The sequence below is a fragment of the Psychrobacter sp. 28M-43 genome (genome assembly GCF_014770435.1).
Lineage (GTDB): Bacteria > Pseudomonadota > Gammaproteobacteria > Pseudomonadales > Moraxellaceae > Psychrobacter.
Map to the genome: position 1 here is coordinate 2,030,314 of NZ_CP061739.1, position 18,841 is coordinate 2,049,154.

The window sequence follows — 18,841 nt, forward strand, 5'->3', positions numbered from 1 at the left end:
TTTACTATATTAGACACAGATCATACGACACTATTTGTCGTGTTGTTTTTATAATTCTCCTATAAATACAATGACTTAGCGATAATTTTGGTAAAATAGTCTTTCATCAATTAATTGGTAAAACGCGACTTATGGCAAACATCAATTATGAAAGATTACAGGGAAAACTCAATATTTTGGCTGATGCTGCCAAGTATGATGTTTCCTGCTCATCCTCCGCTGGTACGCGTAAAAACCAAGGCGGTGGTCTAGGCGATGCCTCAGCAACGGGTATCTGTCACAGCTATACCGAAGATGGTCGCTGCGTCAGCTTATTAAAGATTCTTTTGACCAATCACTGCATTTACGACTGTGCTTATTGCACCTCACGCAAGAGTAATGACACGCCGCGCGCTGCGTTCAGTGTGGAAGAAGTTGTCGACTTAACCATGCAGTTTTATCGCCGTAACTATATCGAAGGGCTATTTCTCAGCTCGGGCATTTTTAAAAGTGGCGACTATACAATGGAGCGACTGGTCGAAGTCGCTAAGCTCTTGCGTACGCGTGAACGCTTTAATGGTTACATCCATCTAAAGACCATCCCAGGTGCGTCAAAAGAACTGCTGCTAGAAGCAGGATTATATGCTGATCGTTTGAGCGTCAATATCGAGATTCCGACCAAATCAGGGTTGGCTTTGCTTGCGCCAGAGAAATCACATGATCAATTAAAAGCACCAATGGAGACGGTAAAAGAAGAAATCATCACCATTCGTGAAAGCCGTAAAACTCACAAGAAAGCGCCTAAGTTCACGCCAGCAGGTCAGACCAGTCAAATGATCGTTGGTGCGAGTAACGAGACTGACCTACAGGTAATTCAACTATCGAGTCACTTCTACAAAACGTACGACCTCAAACGGGTCTATTACTCAGGTTATGTACCTATGCTCTCTGACAATCGCTTGCCTGCGATTGGAACGCCTGTGCCAATGGTGCGGGAGAATCGTCTCTATCAGGCAGATTGGTTAATGCGCTTTTATGGTTTTGGTGCGCATGAGATTGTGGAGCCAGAGTCGCCATTTTTAGATTTAGACTGCGATCCAAAACTGGCTTGGGCAATACGCCATCGCGAGCATTTCCCAGTCAATATCCAGACAGCGACTTATGAAATGATAGTGCGTATCCCAGGTATCGGTACAAAGACTGCTAAAAAAATCGTTAAAGCACGTAAGTTCAATCAATTGACGCTATACCATCTAAAAAAGATGGGCGCTGCAGTCAATCGTGCTAAATACTTCATCGCGACCACTGGCAAAAACGAACACCTTGCTCATTTAACGCGCGACAATTTTCGTCAGTATGTATTGGCTCAAACGCAGACCAAGTTTAACGATCAGCGTAGCGGGCAGTTGGCTTTATTTTAGAATGGCTCTAGATAGCATGTGTTAAAAAACCTGCTATCTCGCTACTGTATTCATGATAGAAATGTAGGATAAAACATGTCAGCACTTATGCAAAATTACTCTTACGCTGTCGGTCAATCGACGCCTAGCATTGTACTGTATGAGCCTAGCTTTGAAGGTTGGCTGAGTGCGGTGTTTTATGTCTATGCCAATCGTCTACAAAACGATGTGGCGCTAAAGCTAACAGCTCAAGATTGCTATGTGCCATCACTCATCGCTCAGGCGACTAGCGTGGCAACTGATGAGGACAAAGCCGAGCGCGTGTTGGTCAAATTAAATACCCTATTGGGACGCTCAGGCATGCGAAATATTTTGTGGGGTTTTTTATCAGAGAAAGACGATATCGGTACGACATTGTTCCGCGTGGTCAAATACGCCATCGACTATCCCAATCGTCAAATCATGCAAGACCTAGGTAATTTAGATGTTCTCGAACTAGTGCAGACGGTAAAATCGGTTGGCCGTGAGAAACATCGTATGGAAGCGTTTGTACGTTTTGAGCATACAACTGATGATATTTACTTTGCACGTGTAGAGCCTGATTTTAATGTACTGCCACTAATCGGAGAGCACTTTCGTCAGCGCTATCAAGATCAACACTGGGCAATCTATGATCTAACTCGGGGCTACGGCATCTATTATGATAAAAGTAATAGCACGCCATCACGTCCAGCAAAGCTGCAAACCATCACCGATCTCGATGATACGGTATTACGCAATCCTGCTAGCATTCATAGTCCTGATGAGCAGCGCTATCAAAAATTTTGGCAAGGTTACTTTACTAACGTCAATATCGAAGAGCGCAAAAACCCTAAGCTGCATAAACAATATCTCCCTCAGCGCTACTGGAAATACTTGAGTGAAAAACAAGTACTGCCCAATGCTGAGCACTTACAAAAACGACGCTAACGGCTTTTGGTGTTTATTAATCCACGTCTTACGCTTATATAGTCTAAAAGCCGCCTATCTGACCTTATCTTTTTATCTTGATGGTTGAGTTTTAATCGCTTTTAACTGACAATAGCAAATTGATATTACTAACCGGTGACCAACGCTATTATGAAAGTTATGCGCTTACTGTCGTCTCTAAAGCATGATGAATCCGAGCGCGGCATTTTTCATCTTGGGCGGGCATTGGTCAAAAATGAGCATACCTCTATCATTGTCTCGAGTGCCGATGAAGATAATGACTTGGTTAGACGTCTCAAGCGCGATGGCAATATTTACCATCAGCTACATGTGAATAAAAAGTCTTGGCTATCGCTATTGCAAGTCTCTGCACTGCGGCATTTGATAGAAAAGTACGAACCCGATGTCATTCATGTACATTCGCGTACCCCTGCATGGATATTGCATTTGGCATTGCGCCGCGCACGCGTCAGGCGTTTTCCCAAACTGGTCTCGACCATGTATGGGTTTTATCCTATTAATAAGTACTCTCAGGCTCTACTCAATGTTGATACGATAATCACCGTATCTGATAGTGTCACGCAATACTTAAAAAAAGGACTGCGCATCGAAGACGTAGATCCTAAAGTCATCACACGTATCTATCGTGGTATCGATACTCGGCGCTACCCTTATCGTCATAACCCTTCGGTTTATTGGTTACGTCATACCTTTGCCGAGTACCCTGAGCTTGAGCACAAAAAATGGCTCGTATTCCCAACCGTCATCGGTAACGAGTATGGGCAAGAATGGCTGATAGATATCTTGGGTAACCTGCAAGAGCAGTTCCCAAATATTCACGTCATTATTATGGATGAAGACTATAAAGACGGCGATGTCGCTCATGAAGATTTTCGCCAACGCACAAACAGCTTGGGACTGGCGGAGCGCATTACCTATGTGGGTAGCAAGCGTAATGACATGCGGGAATGGCTATCGGCGGCCAATATTGTGATGGCACTTGCCAATGAGCCCGAGTCAATCGGTATCAATGCCCTACAAGCCATACACCTAGGTACGCCAGTCATTGGCTGGGATCAAGCCGCCTTTAGCGAGATTTTACAACCGCTCTACCCGCAAGGATTGGTTAAAAAATACAATGCCAATGCGCTTTGTAAAGCCGTTAGAAACCAGCTAGAAAGTGTCACACGTCCTGAAATGACCAACAAATTTACCATGCGTGAGATGATTGAAAAGACGCTTGAAGTCTATCAAAGCTTACATGATGCAGCGCTTGCCGAAGAACAAGCCGAAGCAGATGCTATCGCAGTTCGACGCATCAAACGCAGTCTAAAAAAAGCATCTAAACCTGCCCTAAATGTCGCTGTAAAAAATATCGAACCTGTTGCTAAAAATCCAAAAATAAAGCTAACCAAAGAAAAATCGAAGACAGCAGATAATGTCCATACGGTAGAAACAGCAGAAGACAATCAACAGCTATAAGCTAAGCATTTCATTCGATAGGTAATTTTATAACCAAAAAAAGGCTACTTCTAAAATGGAAGTAGCCTTTTTTGTTCAATCGTTACTGGGCAATATCAAATCTAACGAAATTTAGCTTAGGTTTAATAAGTCGTCGGTGTATGGGCACTTACGATACGGGTGATGCTATCGGTAGGATTAATAAAAGTATGCGGTTGAATGGTATCAATCACATAGCTATCACCTTGATTTAACAAATAGGTGCTGTCTTCGATACGGATAATAATCTTACCCTCGATGACCGTACCAATCTCCTCCCCTTCATGAGCGATTTTTTCTTCTGTTGAGCTATTTGGCTGATAGGTCTCGATCAAGAACCCCAAGTTTCTTGTCCTGCTGCAGTTATATACCTGCTTTAGTGACACTTTGCTATTGGGTTCATTGAGCTCTAATAGATCTTTTGGCGTGACGATTACTCTAGCCTTTGGCTCTTTCCACTCGTCACTAAAAAACGTGGTCAGATCAGAACCCAATACTGTCAAAATTGCCTTTAACGTATTGACCGCTGGACTGACCTTATTGCGCTCAATTGAGCTGATAGACGTGTTTGTCAACCCTGACAGTTTTGCCAATTTACGTTGCGAGTAACCTTTTGCTAGACGCAGCTGGTTAATCTTTTTGCCAATATCTTCCTTCAACGATTCATCTGCTTCAGAATCATTCAGTTCATTATCATCGATATCATCTATTTCAATATCAACATCAGCTACATCTTTGTCATCGACACTATCAACATCGTTCTCAATGTTATCACTATCAGTGACAGCAGTTTCTGCCTTACTTTTAGTTGTGCTACTCGGTTTGTGGTTCTCTGGCATGGTGAATAAATTCCGTGAATAGAAATTTGGACAAGCTATCTTGCGCATAATTTAACTCAGGATGCCATTGTACACCAATCATAAATGGATGTTGTAACAAGCTGATAGCCTCTACCAGACCATCAGGCGCTAACGCTTCTACAAATAAACGCTCGCCTACTTTATTGATGGCTTGTTTGTGCAATGAGTTGACGTGCCACTTTTCACCAAATGCTGCCAGCCTTCCTTGAGGTTGAATGATGACATCATGTATGGGCTGATACTGCACCTCAAGCGGCTGGGTATTGTCTTCTAAATGCTGCTCATAAAACCCATCGATATCACGCCAGTCAGGATATAGCGTGCCACCAAAATGAACATTCATCTCTTGCAAGCCTCGGCAAACTGCAAATAGCGGAATGTTTTTTTCGTCTGCATAAGCCAATAACTTGAAGCTCAGCTCATCACGGCCTAGGTCTTGTTTGGCTTCAGTATGTGTCGCGCCATAACGAGTTGGGGCTACATTGCTATAACTACCAGTCAATAAAATGCCATCTGCTATTTCGAGCAGCGCATCGAAGTTTTCGCTGTCAGCAGCTGTGTTTGGCAGCAGTATAGGATTGCCACCATAAAAGTTTACTGCATCGATGTATTTTTGATATACCGCCTGTGCTGACTGTCCGTCAACCATCTTATGACAAGACACAATAGCAATAATAGGTCTGGAATTTTTCATATCATTTTCCCTCGTTATAACAACTAGACCTAGGCTGTCTATGTTGTCTAATCCCTTATTTAGCTAAAATTTAACACAACGCCTCATAAAATGTAAACTATAAACTTCATTAATATCGGTATTTGTATTAAAAACCCGCATTTGAGTTATTTTAAGATAATTTTAAATAAAAATTGACAATTATAGTTTTCATCCATATATTAAAAGTCAGCAGCAATGATAACCAACATAGTTTAACTTTTAGCCTGAATAAAAACGCCTAAGAGCACAATCTATAAGTCACTCATATCATTGATAAAAATTTAGCTTTAATAAAAACAATCCAGATTCAACCAGTCATTCATCAAATGCTTATTTATTAAGTGTTCGTTATAAATGCCACTAGCATAGAGTTTAGACACCATAGTCAAAACGTAGTAGCAGTAACAAACCCAGCAATTCTACAAATTCATAGGAAGAACAGACATGATGACAACCAATGGAATGGTCAAATCTGCAAACAGCACAGAGTACGTCTATGTTGCCGCAGGAGATATCAATGGCTTACTTCGTGGTAAGCGCATCCCTTTTGATCAAATGGAAAAAGCAGAAAACGGTGCAATCCGATTACCTCTGTCAATCTTAGGTGTCGATATATGGGGCGCTGATGTCATCGAGTCTTCGCAGTGCAATGGTGATATCGATGCCATTGCCCGTCCAACTGGTCGTGCTGCTTATCCGCTTCTCAATACCAGTGCCCCTTCATCGCTACTACCTATTTGGCTATATACCGAAGACAATGAGCCTTACTACGGTGATGCCCGCCACGTTTTGGACTACATCAGCAAAAAGTTCAAAGCACTGGGACTGACGCCAGTGATGGCAACCGAGCTAGAGTTTTATTTAGTTGACTATACCGAGGGAGAGACACCCAAGCCTCCTATCCGCCCCAAGAGTGGCCTAAGACTAAATAAGACATCCATCTTAAGTATCAATGACCTATTGCAATTCGATGAATTTTTAGACGAAGTCTACGAGCAGTGTGAAAAGCTCGATATCCCTGTTGATGCGGCACTAGCGGAAAATGGTTGTGGTCAGTTTGAGATCAATTTATTACACGTCGATGATCCATTAAAAGCTGCTGACGACGCGATTTTGTTTAAACAAGTGGTCAAAGCTGTGGCAGCTCGTCGTAAGCTTACCGCCACCTTTATGGCAAAACCTTTTGGCCTACAGTCTGGCAATGGCTTTCATGTGCATTGCAGCTTATTAGACAAAGATGGTAACAACGTATTCGATGATGGATCAGATGAAGGCTCAGATATGTTGCGTCATGCAGTGGCTGGCCTACTAAAGACCATGTCAGATTGCACCTTATTGTTTGCACCGCATGTCAACTCTTACCGCCGCTTTACCCCCGGTACATTGGCCCCAAACAACGTGTCATGGGGTTATGAGAACCGCACCGCAGCTGTACGTATCCCCGGCGGTGACACAAAAGCACGCCGTATCGAGCACCGTGTATCTGGCGCAGATGCCAACCCTTATCTAGTTTGTAGCGCAGTATTGGCGGGTATGCTGTATGGTATCGAAAACAAGCTTGAAGCACCTGAGCCGATTAATAGTATTACTTATGATGCAGCAGAACTAAAAACCTTACCGTTGGACTGGCTCTCAGCCATTCGTCAATTTGAGAGCAGCGATCTGGTTGACTCACTATTTCCAAGCGAGATGATTGAGCTATTGATTGCGGTCAAAAAGCAAGAGGCCAAACGTTTTGCTCAGCAAGTGACCAACCTTGAATACCTCACCTATTTACAGGATGTTTGATATGTCAAATAGCACCCCAAATAGTAATCAAAGTAGCAATACGACAGCGAACCAAAACCCACCTTCTAACAATATGCGCAATATCCCGCATTACTCGGATAAAGGTCAATACCCTGACAGCTATTATGCAGCCAGTCGTAACCCTAAGCCTGACAGACCAACGCTTAAAAGCGATATACAAGTAGAAATCTGCGTGGTCGGTGGTGGTTATAGCGGCCTATCGACTGCCCTGCACCTTATAGAAACAGATCATGAAGTCGTGGTGCTTGAAGGCGCACAGATTGGTTGGGGTGCATCAGGTCGTAACGGTGGTCAAATCGTCAATGGTCTAAATGCTAGCCTGCAGAAAATCAAAAAATCTTATGGTCAGCAAAGCGCAGACTTCGTCGGTCAATTAGTGACTCGCGGTGGCAAAATTATTCGTCGTTTTGTCAGTGACTACGATATCAGCTGCGATTTGAAAGAAAAAAACATCTTTGCAGCATTGAATAACGGACAGCTAAAAGACCTGCAAGAGACGCATGCACTGTGGGAAAGCCACGGTATGCACGACCGAGAGATTCTAGACAAAAATGGCATTCAAGAGCATATCAAGTCAGATGCTTATGTGGGCGGCGTCATCGACCATTCGGGTGGACATTTCCATCCATTAAATCTTGCATTGGGTGAAGCGGCAGCTATCGAAAAAAATGGCGGCACGATTTATGAAAACACCTTAGTCGTAGATATTGAGTACGCTGACGACTCTATCAAAGTCATTACTGAGTTTGGCACGGTGACTTGTAAGCAAGCCGTTCTATGCGGTAACGCTTATCTCAATAAAGTCATTCCTAAGCTGACTGATCGTGTGATGCCTGTATCGACGCAGATTATCGCGACCGAGCCATTGGGTGATTTGGCCGATCAACTGCTCCCTACTGATGTCTGTGTCGAAGATGTGCGCTACATTCTTGACTACTATCGTCTCTCAGCAGACAAACGCATGTTGTTTGGCGGCGGTACAGTTTACGGCGGTCAAGATCCTGCTGATATCACCGCCAAAATCAGACCCAATATGAATAAGATTTTCCCAGAACTGCGAGATGTAAAAATCGATTACGCGTGGAGTGGTAACTTCGCCCTGTCTTTCTCTCGTGTACCGCAAATGGGCAAACTACATGAGCGCGTATATTTCGCCCACGGCTATAGTGGACACGGTGTAACAGGCTCTCATCTGTTCGGGCAAATCTTGGCTGATGCCATCAATGGCAAAACCAAAGAATTTGACACCTTTGCACAGATTCCTTGGATTCCGTTCCCAGGTGGCAGGGCTCTACGAGTCCCTTACTCTGTCATGGGCTCATGGTGGTATGCACTAAAAGACACCACCGGCATGTAAATACATGACCAACCGTGCATAAAAGCGGTCGATATAGACGACGTTTTTATCATAAAAACTACTGTTGCCTTGACCTATCACAGTAATGGATTGCTGTGATAGGAAGCTCGATAGAAAGTTGATTCGCTACTGGCTGTCGAGCATCAACCACCGAATAGAGTTTGTTTTAAAAAATGAGGTTCTACAGGGAGCGCAAGTATGAACATGAAACTCAATGATGCTGTCGAAGGGCATTATCATAACAAGCGAGTCTTTCTCACCGTAATAGTAGCCGTTGTTATCTATCTGGCCTTTGCTTGGCTATCCATGAGCCGTGGACCAGATGAATCTTGGGGTGCTTTATCTTTATTACCCACATTATTAGTATTAGTCACCGCCATCGTCTCTAGGCGACCATTTGAGTCTATGATCGCAGGCTGCGTCGCTGGCCTTGTGATGCTCAACCCCTTTGATCTGGTTTCCCCCTTTGCAGACAATATGTCGATGGTTTTGGGCAACGAGACCATTATCTGGATTGTCCTCGTCTGTGGTCTGATGGGCGGGTTAATTCAGCTCCTTGAAATCAGTGGCTGCCTAGATGGTTTTAGTGAATGGCTACAAAAAATCATCAAGTCGCGTCGTCAGTCATTGTTGGCCACATTTGCTTTGGGCGTTGTGGTCTTTATCGATGATTATTTAAACTGTCTTGCTGTATCTACCTCTGTTAAAAAACTCACTGACGTCTATAACGTCTCTCGTGAAAAGCTCGCCTATATCGTCGATTCGACCGCCGCTCCTATGTGTATCATCGTACCTATCTCTACGTGGGCCGTTTACTTTGCAGGTCTGCTAGAAGAAAACGGCGTAGCAGCAGACGGTGAAGGTATCGGGCTTTATATCAGCGCAATCCCTTACATGGCCTATGCTTGGTTTGCCTTACTGATTGTATTCTTGGTTGCTTATGGCATATTGGGCGATTGGGGACCGATGAAAAAAGCAGAGAAGCGCGCCAAGGCTGGTAACCCTGTTCCTGAAGCATTTGTCGAAGAGCAACTGATCTCAAACGTCAAAGCCAAGCGCAAGCTGTCATTCAAAGCCAATATTGCTAACTTTGCTTTTCCGATGATTCTATTGATTGTCTCAACCGTTTACTTTGAAATCGATTTGTTACGCGGGGCCCTATTGACCTGTTTTGTGACGGTCGTTGTCTACTGGATGCAAGGTATCTTGAGCTTTGAGACACAAGTTGAAGCTATCTTTAAAGGCTTTAAAGTCATGCTCTACCCACTCTCGACCGTTATTGGTGGCTTTTTCCTAAAAGCAATCAACGATGAGCTTGGTATGACCATGTATGTGATTGAAGCTATCACGCCTTATATGACCATTATTATCTTCCCTGCGGTTATCTTTGCGGTCATGGCCTTCTTGACCTTTGCCACTTCATCAAGCTGGGGTCTGTACGTGTTGGCGATGCCTATCGTGTTCCCAATATCGCTCGCCCTTGGCGTGAGCACACCACTTATGATTGGCGCATTATTATCAGCTTCATCATTCGGTAGTCATGCGTGTTTCTTTAGTGATTCATCATTACTTGCCGCGCAAGGTGCTGGCTGCTCACCCATGCAGCATGCCTTTACCCAGTTCCCGTATGCGATGTTAGGTGCAGGACTGTCCGTCGTGACCTTCTTAGGATTGGGCTATATGATGGCTTAAGCCGATAAAACTTGACCAATATGGACTTAACTATTGTCGCTATACACTAACGAATGATGAGAAATTGTTCGTTAGCAAATACGAATCATCATCTATATATAGTATTACTTATCTATCAATAAAAGGATTGAGATCATGCGAAACGTTACTGTGGCGACTACGCAAATGACATGCGGCTGGGACATCCAGCAAAACATTGCGACCGCGACTGACTTGGTCAAAAAAGCGGCCAACGATGGTGCCAATATTATCTTACTTCAAGAATTGTTTGAGACGCCCTACTTCTGCCAAGTTCATGACTTTGATTATTTTAAGCTTGCAACTTCAGTCGAAGACAATGCAGCTATCAATCACTTCAAAAAACTGGCGAAAGAGCTAGAAGTGGTACTGCCGATTAGTTTTTATGAAAAATCAGGCAATACTTTCTTTAATAGCATCACTGTGATCGATGCCGATGGCGAGATACTGGGCACTTATCGCAAAACGCACATACCAGATGGTATTCCTTATGCCGAGAAGTTTTATTTTACCCCTGGTGATACGGGGTTTAAGGTTTGGCAAACCAAATACGCTAAGATTGGTGTCGGTATCTGCTGGGATCAATGGTTCCCTGAATGCGCCCGTAGCATGGCATTGATGGGTGCCGAATTGCTGTTTTACCCCACTGCCATTGGTGATGAGCCGACACTCGGTATCGACTCAAAAGGTCATTGGCAGCGCTGTATGCAAGGCCATTCTGCTGCCAACCTGATGCCAGTTATTGCAGCCAATCGCATTGGTACTGAAACCATCAGCCAAAATGGCAATGACAGCACGATGCAGTTTTATGGTAGCTCATTCATTACCGACGGCCGCGGCGACATTATAAAAGAAGCGTCAGTAGATACTAGCGAAGTGATTAGTACCACCTTTGACTTAGATCAACTGGCTATCGATCGTCAACAATGGGGTGTGTTCCGTGACCGTCGTCCATCGATGTATGGCACATTGCTCACTCACGGTTAATTTGATTTTCGTCTCTTTAGTTTACTCTCACTATTTTTATAGTCGCTCGTGTACGATAAGGTGATTTTATGTCTATATTATTGACAGACTCAACCCCGCAGCAAGATGGCTTTTATATGCCAGCAGAGTTTGAGCCAATACAAAAGGTATGGATGGTCTGGCCATACCGTGCTGATAACTGGCGACAACAAGCAATCCCTGCCAAGAAAGCTTATGCTGATGTTGCACTGGCAATTAACAAGTTTTGTGAAGTTGGCGTACTGGTCAATCCTGACGATTATCAACAGTACCGCGATAGCTTACCTGATGATATCGACGTTATCTCTATGCCTAGCAACGATGCGTGGGCGCGTGATACTGTGCCGACATTTTTAATCAATGACGCAGGCGAGCTACGCGCTTGTGATTGGACATTCAATGCGTGGGGCGGAGACTATGATGGCCTTTACTCGCCATGGGATGACGATGATAAAATTGCAGAACGCTTGTGTGAGCAGCTAGATATTCCGCGTTATCGAACGGATGACTTTGTCATGGAAGGCGGCGCGTTTCATGTCGATGGTGAAGGCACGGTTCTGACCACGCGTATGTGCCTGCTAAGCCCAGGACGCAATCCACATCTGAATGAGCAGCAAATTGAGGACAAGCTAAAAGCCTATCTCAATGTCCAAAAAGTGCTCTGGATTGATGATGGTATCGACCCTGATGAGACTACAGGTCACATCGATGATATCGCTTGCTTTGCACGACCTGGTGAAGTGGTTTGCTTATTCACTGATGACCCTGAGAATCCGTTTTATGAAGCAACGCAAAAAGCCTATAAGCAGCTCTCAAATATGACTGATGCAAAAGGCAGACGACTAACAGTCCATAAGCTATGCTGCACTCAGCAGCCAGTGACCTTGCCTGATGATTATGACATTGTACAGTCTGATGACGCCAAACCTCGCCTAACGGGTGATGTTTGTATCGCCTCATATGCCAACTTTTTGATTTGTAATGATGCGGTCATCGTACCGCAATATGATGATATAAATGATGCACTCGCCATCGAGCAGCTTGAAAAAGTCTTTCCTCAGCATCAGGTAGTGGGAGTACGAACAAGAGAGATTGTTTTTGGTGGCGGTAATATTCACTGTATTACGCAGCAACAACCAAAACCATCAATCAAAGGCAATAACTAAAAGCATTAATCAAAAGCTTTAATTAAAAGTACCCGCATAAAAATATAGACCCAAATGGATTTTGAACCCAATAATATTTTAAAATAAAGGACACAATATGAGCGATTATCAAGTTAATAACCCAGCCACTGGCGAAATAGAAGCCACTTACCCTACCGCCACTGAACAAGATATCCAACAAGTCATTGAGCAAGCCGACACTGCTTATCAAGACTGGCGTAAAGTACCATTAAATGAGCGCAGTGCACTACTGCATAAAATCGCTGATATCTATCTTGAGCGTCAAGACGAGCTATCACGTATCGTTGCCAACGAAATGGGCAAACCTGTTGCGCAAGCAAAAGGCGAAATTGGTCTGGTTGCCGATATCTATCGCTACTATGCAGACAACGCTGAGCAGCTACTAGCGCCAAACACTATTGATGTAGACTCAGGGTCAGCATCGGTAGAAAAACACCCTGTAGGTGCGCTACTAGGTATCATGCCGTGGAACTATCCACATTACCAAGTAGCCCGTTTTGTCGCGCCAAACTTTATGGCGGGTAATACAATTATTCTAAAACACGCACCGCAGTGTCCAAACACCGCAGAAGTTATCGTCGATATCTTTAAAGATGCAGGCGTACCTGAGGGTGTTTACAATAATATTTTTGCAACCAATGAGCAATCAGCGACCATCATCAATGACACACGCGTACAAGGTGTCTCGCTAACAGGTTCTGAACGCGCTGGACAAGCTGTGGCAAAAGAAGCTGGCGGCGCACTCAAAAAAGTCGTTTTAGAATTGGGCGGTTCAGATGCCTTTATCGTCGCAGCCGATGCCGATATCGAGCAAGCAATACAAGGCGCTATCTCTGGTCGTTTTGGTAATACTGGACAAGCCTGTAATGCTGCCAAACGTTTGATCGTCATTGAATCTGTCTATGATAAATTCGTTGAAGGTTTTACCAATGCGGTCAGCAACATGACTTTGGCCGACCCACTTAAAGAAGATACATTCATTGGCCCAATGTCATCAAAAGCCGCTGCGGTCAACTTGCAAGCGCAGTTAGACAGCGCTATCCAAGCAGGGGCGACAGTATTGGTAGAAGGCGGCATGGACAAAGACAAGCCTGGTGCTTGGTTTAAGCCTGCGGTACTGACAGATGTGACTGAATCCATGGATGTGTATCGTGAGGAGCTGTTTGGTCCTGTAGCAGTCGTCTATAAAGCAAATGATATCGACCATGCTATCAAGATTGCCAACGACGTGCCTTTCGGTCTGGGTGCGTCTATCCAAACGCAAGATGCGGCACTGGCTGCTGAAATTGCTGACAAACTAGAAGTAGGTATGGTCACTATCAATGCGCCTTCTGGCTCTGAGGCCAATACGCCATTTGGCGGTGTTAAACGTTCAGGCTTTGGCCGTGAGCTTGGCACTCTTGGCATCACTGAATTCCTAAACTATAAGCTGATTCGTGATAAGTCTTAATAGATTGAAACCTTAGTTAAATAAAAAAAGCCGAACGTTTGACGTTAGGCTTTTTTATTAACGATAAGTAATCCTACTTTTTATATGGATTTTCTTTTAACCATTGCTGGTTAGCCGTTTTTAGCTCGCGCAGCTCGTGATCCATAATATCTTTACTCTTACCAGGATTCTTCATCGTAGCATAACCGTACAATACCCCACCAAGTACAATCCAGCCAAGGAAAATCCACCACTCAATAGCGACAAGTGCTGATGGCATACCTGGTAGATATAGCGCCAACATACCAAGACTTAGGATAATAGTGATAATACCAACCAATTTACCTGCTGGTACTCTAAACGGACGTACCATATCAGGCTCACGGTAACGCAGCACTAGGAACGACAGGGCCACACAAGTATAAGCAATAACAATACCGAACCCGCCAGCATCCACAATCCATACCAGCATTTTGCGACCAAATAATGGGGCAAGTGTCGCAAGACCACCGATCAATAAAATCGCATTAACGGGTGTGTTGTATTTCGGATGCAGTTTGCATAGAAACTGTGGCAACATGTGCGTTTTGCCCATAGCATATAGCAGACGACTACCACCGATAAGAAACGCATTCCAGCTCGACAAAATACCCAGCACACCGCCAATAACCAGTAACGTACCAGCCCATTTACCATTCCAAGCATTGGTCATCGCATCAGCCGTTGCCAATGTTGAGTCTTTCGCCTGTAATAGCGGTAAAGTCTTGCCTACACTCCAAGCGACTGCTACATACCACAGCACCGCGATAATAATAGAGACAATCAAAAACTTACCGATGTTCGGACGAGATAGATTGATTTCTTCTGCAGCTTGGGGAATGACATCGAAGCCAACGAATAAGAACGGTACCATTACCATCACCGTCATGATGCCACCCATACCGCCAATAAAGTTAGGCGCTTGTACGGTATTAGAGGTTTCAGGACTGAACAGTAACGCCCCTACGAACAGTAATATACCTACTAGAAAGATACCAACGACTGCTGTTTTTTGAAACCACGCGCTGACTTCCATACCGCGTATGTTCAGCCAAGTAACAATCACTGAGCCAAGCATCCCGACGCCTACCCAAGTGGCGTAAACATCCCAGCCAGCAACATTCCAAAGATACCCTTGGCTATAATTGGGAATAATATATTCGACGACGGTGGGCAGCGCCACGGCCTCAAACGCGACGACTGAGAAGTAACCGAACAAAATACTCCATGAACAAATAAATGAGACATTAACCCCTAGTGCTCGGTGGGTATAAGTATGCTCACCACCAGTAATTGGCATAGAGGCCGCAAGTTCAGCATACGTCACACCAATCAATACAACTACCAGACCGCCTATCAAAAAGGCGCTAATTGCGCCCCATATACCTGCCGAGATGATCCAACTACCTGCCAGTACAACCCAGCCCCAACCAACCATTGCACCGAATGCCAGTGCAATAATATCGAACACCCCTAGCGACTTTTTTAATTCAGACATAACCTACTCCTTGTCTGTGTTTCATCCGTGTGAGCCTGTTACAGCTACACTATTTTTGTTTCATGGGATCATACCCATCATGTTTGTTGTGTCTGTCGCGTCGCCGCAAAGTTTAACTTTGCTATCGGTATAGTATTCAAACAGCAAAAACAAAAACGGCGTCTTGACTTGCAAGGCGCCGTTAAAAAACTCACTCAAAGCGAGTGTTATAAGGGCAACCTTGCCGTTATCTTTCATACAATCTTTTAACCAATATAGGTACTTGAACTAGCTGTACTTGGTTAAAAGCGCTCCATCGCTAAAGTAAATAACACTCAGTATTGCTTATGCCGTTAGAATACCTTTGATGATATCAAGGCCTTCTTGTAGCACTTCATCTTCAACTGTCAATGGCACCATCACACGAATGGCATTGCCATACATACCACAAGACGCTAATAGCAAGCCTTGCTCAAATGATTTTGCTTTTAGATTGGCTGCTGCGGCGGCATCAGGCTTGCCTTCGCTATCAATCAATTCAAACGCTAGCATCGCGCCTTTATAACGAATATGACCGATACTGTTAAGGTTCAAGCCTTTTAAAAATGAAGCAATGGTATCGCCAATCTCGATACTACGCTCAAGTAAGTTTTCTTCTTCAATAACTTCCATAACTGCAAGCGCCGCCACACAAGCCAATGGGTTACCAGAATAAGTACCGCCCAAGCCGCCTACTTGCGGCGCATCCATAATGTCAGCACGGCCAATGACCGCAGAGATAGGATAACCACCCGCCAAACTCTTCGCAGCAGTCATTAGATCAGGCTCAACACCTAGTTGTTCAGTGGCGAACAAAGTACCGGTTCTCGCAAAACCACACTGTACTTCGTCAAAAATAAGCACGATGCCATGCTCATCACAAATCTCACGCAATGCTTTAGCAAATGAAGGCGTTACTTGATGGAAACCACCCTCGCCTTGGACTGGCTCGATAATCATTGCAGCCACTTCACTAGGATCGATATCTGCTTGGAAGATCATGTCAAGGCTGTGCAGCGCTTGCGCTTCTGTTACGTTCAACTCTTCTGCAGGGAACAACGCATGGAACACAGGTCCTGGCATCGGGCCAAAGTTCTTTTTGTATGGCAACACTTTGCCTGTCAGGCTCATACACATCATGGTACGACCATGCCAGCCACCAACAAAAGAAATCACGCCTGGACGACGGGTTTTAGCACGAGCAATCTTGATGCAGTTTTCAACCGCTTCTGCGCCAGTGGTCAAAAAGAATGCTTTGGTATCGCCGCTGATGGGTGCTTTTTCGCACAGCTTTTCAGCCAAATCCACGTAACATTCGTAGTTAATCATTTGCGCCGCAGTGTGCGTAAATTTGTCTAACTGCTCATGGACACGTTGGGTAATTTTTGGATGGCTATGACCCGTGTTCAATACTGAGATACCACCGACAAAGTCGATATAACGCTTGCCTTCGATGTCCCAGATTTCTGAGTTCTTTGCTCTTTCTGCAAAGATAGGAAAGGCAACCCCAAGTCCTGTTGGTAAGACAGCTTTGCGGCGCTCAAGTAATGATTGATTGGTAGTCGTCATGGGAATGTCCTTTTCTGTGTTCGTAACATAAGTGCCATCTAGAGATTGGCGGTTCATTTGATGTCTATTTTTGTACTCAGTAGATATCAAATGGTGTTTATTTGAGCTAAAACACCACAGATATCCAAAAATTTTCGCTAGTTGATGCGTTGCTAATTGTTACTTTGCTAACCATTAAGCCAACTCATTAGGTTATAGCTATTAGGTGATATCAGAGCACCAGTACTTGGTCGTAATATAGTCTTCGATACCATATTTTGAGCCTTCACGGCCAAAACCAGACTGCTTCACGCCGCCAAACGGGGCAACTTCTGTAGAAATTAGACCAGTATTATGACCGATGATGCCGTACTCTAGCCCTTCAGTAACACGCCATGAGCGTGCATAGTCGCTACTATAGAAGTAAGCGGCCAAGCCATAGATAGTATCGTTAGCAGCACGGATAACTTCTGCTTCGTCTTTGAAAGTAAAGATGGTTGCAATTGGTCCAAATATTTCTTCAGAAGCGATATCCATATCACTACTAATATCGGTGATAACCGTTGGGTTATAAGTCAGTTCTGAAGCATCATTGATACTACCGCCAGTGACCAGTTTCGCCCCTTTATCCAGAGCATCTTTTAAAAGAGCTTGGACTTTATCTAATGCTTTTTTGTTGACTAGAGGGCCAATATCTACGCCTTCTTCCAAACCGTTACCAACTTTTAGCTCAGCGACTTTCTTGACAAAGATATCTAAAAACTCGTCTTTAATGCTGTCTTGAACGTATACGCGGTTGGCGCAGACACAAGTCTGACCAGCGTTACGATATTTAGAAGCGATTAAGCCGGTAGCGGCTTTTTCTAGATCGGCGTCATCAAAGACGATGAATGGTGCGTTGCCACCCAACTCTAACGATAGTTTTTTAACAGTCGGTGCACATTGTGCCATCAACATACGACCTACTTCTGTAGATCCAGTGAATGACAGCTTATGAATTCGTGCATCACCCGTTAGGATGTCGCCGATGACAGAAGACTTACCAGTGACGACTTGAATAACGCCTGCAGGAATACCTGCTTGCTCTGCCAAAGCGCCAAGTGCCAATGCTGAGAACGGTGTCTCGGTGGCAGGTTTGACGATAATCGTACAGCCTGCCGCTAGTGCAGGAGCAACTTTGCGCGTGATCATCGCAGCTGGGAAGTTCCAAGGCGTGATAGCGGCGCAAACACCAACTGGCTGCTTGAGAACAACGTGACGTAGCTGCGTGCTATTAGCAGGAATTACATCACCATAGACGCGCTTGCCTTCTTCAGCAAACCAGCGGATAAAGCTGTTAGCATAGCCTACTTCACCACGTGATTCCGTCAGCGGCTTACCTTGCTCAGCGGTCATGATAATAGCCAAATCTTCTTTATTGGCATCGATCAGATCAGCCCACTTTTGCAATAACTCTGCACGCTCTTTGGCTGTTTTCGCTGCCCAGTCTGCTTGGACATCATGAGCGTAAGCAACGGCTTCGTTGACATCTTCTGTGGTAAGGCTTGGTACAGTACCAATGAGCTCGCCATTAAAAGGATTGTTGACATCAAGTACAGCTTCATCACTAGCAGCATGCCAGCCGTCTTTGATGAAGCAAGATTGTTTGAGTAAATCTGGATTTGATAACTGCAGCGCGTGTGACATGTTGACGCTCCTTGTCATATAGGATGTATTTATAAGAATGGATACATTGGTAAGTCGTAAATAATTATTGATAATTCATTATTTGTTCAATATACTGAACACGTATTCTATATACGAGACGTCATTATAAGA

General features: G+C 44.4%; 15 protein-coding genes. 9 read left to right on the plus strand and 6 right to left on the minus strand.

All coding sequences use genetic code 11. The features are described from left to right. The first annotated feature begins 131 nt into the window (after window positions 1-131). From IEE84_RS08415 to IEE84_RS08425, 3 genes are all read left to right on the plus strand, one after another. Window positions 132-1,400 (plus strand): putative DNA modification/repair radical SAM protein, encoded by a 1,269-nt coding sequence (locus IEE84_RS08415; protein ID WP_191113850.1) that lies wholly within the window; start codon window positions 132-134, stop codon window positions 1,398-1,400. 75 nt (window positions 1,401-1,475) lie between these two features. Beyond that, the gene (locus IEE84_RS08420; RefSeq protein WP_191113851.1) at window positions 1,476-2,348 is read left to right on the plus strand and encodes a TIGR03915 family putative DNA repair protein; all 873 of its coding nucleotides are present in this window, start codon (window positions 1,476-1,478) and stop codon (window positions 2,346-2,348) included. 150 nt (window positions 2,349-2,498) lie between these two features. Then, entirely contained in the window at window positions 2,499-3,830 is a 1,332-nt protein-coding gene (locus IEE84_RS08425; RefSeq protein ID WP_191113852.1) for a glycosyltransferase family 4 protein, read from the plus strand. Between the two features lie 122 nt (window positions 3,831-3,952). Here the strand turns inward: IEE84_RS08425 and IEE84_RS08430 are convergent, their stop codons facing one another. Both IEE84_RS08430 and IEE84_RS08435 read right to left on the minus strand, forming a co-directional pair. Continuing rightward, window positions 3,953-4,687, minus strand: coding sequence for a cupin domain-containing protein (locus tag IEE84_RS08430; RefSeq protein ID WP_191113853.1), 735 nt, complete (start codon window positions 4,685-4,687; stop codon window positions 3,953-3,955). Further along, window positions 4,662-5,402, minus strand: coding sequence for a gamma-glutamyl-gamma-aminobutyrate hydrolase family protein (locus IEE84_RS08435; RefSeq protein WP_191113854.1), 741 nt, complete (start codon window positions 5,400-5,402; stop codon window positions 4,662-4,664). The genes IEE84_RS08430 and IEE84_RS08435 overlap by 26 nt, the downstream gene beginning before the upstream one ends. Before the next feature lie 465 nt (window positions 5,403-5,867). Here IEE84_RS08435 and IEE84_RS08440 point away from each other — a divergent pair, with 465 nt between their 5' ends. The 6 genes from IEE84_RS08440 (at window position 5,868) to IEE84_RS08465 (ending at window position 13,941) form a co-directional block, all read left to right on the plus strand. Next, a complete protein-coding gene (locus tag IEE84_RS08440) occupies window positions 5,868-7,211 on the plus strand; it encodes a glutamine synthetase family protein (RefSeq protein ID WP_191113855.1) in 1,344 nt (447 codons plus the stop codon). Between the two features lies 1 nt (window position 7,212). Continuing rightward, window positions 7,213-8,589: an NAD(P)/FAD-dependent oxidoreductase gene (locus IEE84_RS08445; protein ID WP_191113856.1), complete on the plus strand. Its 1,377-nt coding sequence runs from the start codon at window positions 7,213-7,215 to the stop codon at window positions 8,587-8,589. A 198-nt stretch (window positions 8,590-8,787) separates the two neighbouring features. Beyond that, the gene (locus tag IEE84_RS08450) at window positions 8,788-10,281 is read left to right on the plus strand and encodes a Na+/H+ antiporter NhaC family protein (RefSeq protein WP_101205679.1); all 1,494 of its coding nucleotides are present in this window, start codon (window positions 8,788-8,790) and stop codon (window positions 10,279-10,281) included. Window positions 10,282-10,416: 135 nt separating this feature from the next. Beyond that, window positions 10,417-11,286 (plus strand): N-carbamoylputrescine amidase, encoded by an 870-nt coding sequence (gene aguB, locus IEE84_RS08455; protein ID WP_191113857.1) that lies wholly within the window; start codon window positions 10,417-10,419, stop codon window positions 11,284-11,286. 68 nt (window positions 11,287-11,354) lie between these two features. Then, window positions 11,355-12,470 (plus strand): agmatine deiminase, encoded by a 1,116-nt coding sequence (gene aguA / locus IEE84_RS08460; protein WP_191113858.1) that lies wholly within the window; start codon window positions 11,355-11,357, stop codon window positions 12,468-12,470. Window positions 12,471-12,567: 97 nt separating this feature from the next. Next, complete coding sequence (locus IEE84_RS08465; protein WP_191113859.1) at window positions 12,568-13,941, plus strand: NAD-dependent succinate-semialdehyde dehydrogenase; 1,374 nt, start codon at window positions 12,568-12,570, stop codon at window positions 13,939-13,941. 73 nt (window positions 13,942-14,014) lie between these two features. Here the strand turns inward: IEE84_RS08465 and IEE84_RS08470 are convergent, their stop codons facing one another. The 4 genes from IEE84_RS08470 to IEE84_RS08485 all read right to left on the minus strand — a co-directional run bounded on the left by IEE84_RS08470 (window position 14,015) and on the right by IEE84_RS08485 (window position 18,709). Beyond that, entirely contained in the window at window positions 14,015-15,457 is a 1,443-nt protein-coding gene (locus IEE84_RS08470) for an APC family permease (RefSeq protein ID WP_191113860.1), read from the minus strand. Between the two features lie 60 nt (window positions 15,458-15,517). Beyond that, window positions 15,518-15,694: a hypothetical protein gene (locus IEE84_RS08475; protein WP_179799233.1), complete on the minus strand. Its 177-nt coding sequence runs from the start codon at window positions 15,692-15,694 to the stop codon at window positions 15,518-15,520. Window positions 15,695-15,781: 87 nt separating this feature from the next. Beyond that, window positions 15,782-17,044 carry a 4-aminobutyrate--2-oxoglutarate transaminase gene (gabT, locus tag IEE84_RS08480; RefSeq protein WP_191113861.1) on the minus strand — a complete coding sequence of 421 codons (1,263 nt, stop codon included), beginning with the start codon at window positions 17,042-17,044 and terminating at the stop codon, window positions 15,782-15,784. 201 nt (window positions 17,045-17,245) lie between these two features. Further along, window positions 17,246-18,709: an NAD-dependent succinate-semialdehyde dehydrogenase gene (locus tag IEE84_RS08485; RefSeq protein WP_191113862.1), complete on the minus strand. Its 1,464-nt coding sequence runs from the start codon at window positions 18,707-18,709 to the stop codon at window positions 17,246-17,248. Between the last annotated feature and the right edge of the window lie 132 nt (window positions 18,710-18,841).

What these genes read in the sequence shown, in the direction of transcription:
- IEE84_RS08435 (WP_191113854.1), bottom strand. Translation starts at nt 5,402, where the DNA reads ATGAAAAATTCCAGACCTATTATTGCTATTGTGTCTTGTCATAAGATG.
- IEE84_RS08470 (WP_191113860.1), bottom strand. Translation starts at nt 15,457, where the DNA reads ATGTCTGAATTAAAAAAGTCGCTAGGGGTGTTCGATATTATTGCACTG.
- aguA (WP_191113858.1), top strand. Translation starts at nt 11,355, where the DNA reads ATGTCTATATTATTGACAGACTCAACCCCGCAGCAAGATGGCTTTTAT.
- IEE84_RS08485 (WP_191113862.1), bottom strand. Translation starts at nt 18,709, where the DNA reads ATGTCACACGCGCTGCAGTTATCAAATCCAGATTTACTCAAACAATCT.
- IEE84_RS08430 (WP_191113853.1), bottom strand. Translation starts at nt 4,687, where the DNA reads ATGCCAGAGAACCACAAACCGAGTAGCACAACTAAAAGTAAGGCAGAA.
- IEE84_RS08465 (WP_191113859.1), top strand. Translation starts at nt 12,568, where the DNA reads ATGAGCGATTATCAAGTTAATAACCCAGCCACTGGCGAAATAGAAGCC.
- IEE84_RS08425 (WP_191113852.1), top strand. Translation starts at nt 2,499, where the DNA reads ATGAAAGTTATGCGCTTACTGTCGTCTCTAAAGCATGATGAATCCGAG.
- IEE84_RS08475 (WP_179799233.1), bottom strand. Translation starts at nt 15,694, where the DNA reads ATGAAAGATAACGGCAAGGTTGCCCTTATAACACTCGCTTTGAGTGAG.
- IEE84_RS08415 (WP_191113850.1), top strand. Translation starts at nt 132, where the DNA reads ATGGCAAACATCAATTATGAAAGATTACAGGGAAAACTCAATATTTTG.
- IEE84_RS08440 (WP_191113855.1), top strand. Translation starts at nt 5,868, where the DNA reads ATGATGACAACCAATGGAATGGTCAAATCTGCAAACAGCACAGAGTAC.
- gabT (WP_191113861.1), bottom strand. Translation starts at nt 17,044, where the DNA reads ATGACGACTACCAATCAATCATTACTTGAGCGCCGCAAAGCTGTCTTA.
- IEE84_RS08445 (WP_191113856.1), top strand. Translation starts at nt 7,213, where the DNA reads ATGTCAAATAGCACCCCAAATAGTAATCAAAGTAGCAATACGACAGCG.
- IEE84_RS08450 (WP_101205679.1), top strand. Translation starts at nt 8,788, where the DNA reads ATGAACATGAAACTCAATGATGCTGTCGAAGGGCATTATCATAACAAG.
- IEE84_RS08420 (WP_191113851.1), top strand. Translation starts at nt 1,476, where the DNA reads ATGTCAGCACTTATGCAAAATTACTCTTACGCTGTCGGTCAATCGACG.
- aguB (WP_191113857.1), top strand. Translation starts at nt 10,417, where the DNA reads ATGCGAAACGTTACTGTGGCGACTACGCAAATGACATGCGGCTGGGAC.